We start from the raw sequence: 1,150 nt of genomic DNA, 5'->3' as shown, positions 1-1,150 counted from the left end.
TATACCCCGACTCCGTAGAATCCCGGCAAATAGCTGCGAAGGCTTGCGGAATCGGCGCTGATGGATTCTGCTTACGGGATGATCAGAGGCCAATTCCTGACCGCTTTGGAACGCCAGCATTTGTTGGCCCTAGTGCGGCGGCCGTCCGGCCAGCATGGCCCGGCGCGTCGGGCGCATGCAATCTTGCTTCTGGATGACGGGCTTGCCGTGCCGGAGGTGGCGCGGGTGCTTTATGTTGACGACGACACGGTTTACCAGTGGCATCAACGCTGGACATCGGGCGGTGTTGGGCGTCTGACGGATTTCGGCTGGAAAGGCAGCCTGCCGCGTCTTTCGGCGCCGCAGGAAATAGACCTGGTGAAAGCGCTGATGGCGCGCGTGTTCACCAGCACGTCCGAGATCATTGCCCTTGTCGAAAAGCGGTTTTCCATCGCCTACAGCCGGTCCGGGATGATCAAGCTGCTCGCTCGTCTCGGGTTCGAATACAAGAAGCCGAAGGCGCTACCGCGCTTGCCGACAGTGCAAGCGCAACAAGCGTTCGTGGCCGAGTATTCCCGTCTCCTCAGCCGATTGGGGGCCAATGACCAGGTGGTTTTCCTTGATGCGGTTCATCCGGAATACCAGAGCCGTCCGGCCCATGGCTGGATCAGAAAAGGCGATCCGGTTGCCATCTTGCGGACGGCCGGTCGCCAGCGGCTGAACCTGCATGGCGCCATCAATCTGGAAAGCGGCCTCTGCCAGATCGTCGAAGGGGAAACCGTCAACGCAGAGACGACCATCCGCCTGTTTTCGCGCTTGCTTTCCGCCTACCCGGGGGCGGGAAAAATCCATGTTTTCCTCGACAATGCCAGATACCACCATGCCAAGGAGGTCGAGGCATGGATGGTCGAGCACGGACAAAGGATCGATCTCAGATTCCTGCCGCCCTACGCGCCCAATCTCAACGCGATCGAGCGATTATGGCGTGTCATGCACACATCGGTCACCCACAACAAATACTATGAAAGCTTCGCTGATTTCGTAGATGCAGTGAACGTGTTCTTCCGAAAAACACTACCAAGCCAATGGCTTAAGTTGAGAGACTTTATCTCCGATGACTTCCATATCATCGACCCGCGAAATTTCCGGGTTTTGATGTAGGCCGAGTATA

General features: G+C 57.6%; 1 protein-coding gene. It reads left to right on the top strand.

Annotation, left to right across the window (positions count from 1 at the left end; all coding sequences use genetic code 11):
* Positions 1 to 60 precede the first annotated feature (60 nt).
* Positions 61 to 1,140, top strand: a complete 1,080-nt coding sequence (locus KHC27_RS14865; RefSeq protein ID WP_213340175.1) for an IS630 family transposase — start codon at positions 61 to 63, stop codon at positions 1,138 to 1,140.
* Positions 1,141 to 1,150: the final 10 nt, after the last annotated feature.

This window comes from Ancylobacter lacus (genome assembly GCF_018390635.1).
GTDB classification, from domain to species: Bacteria; Pseudomonadota; Alphaproteobacteria; order Rhizobiales; family Xanthobacteraceae; genus Ancylobacter; species Ancylobacter lacus.
The sequence above is the reverse complement of the archived record's forward strand: the minus strand, read 5'-3'. Positions and strand labels throughout refer to the sequence as shown.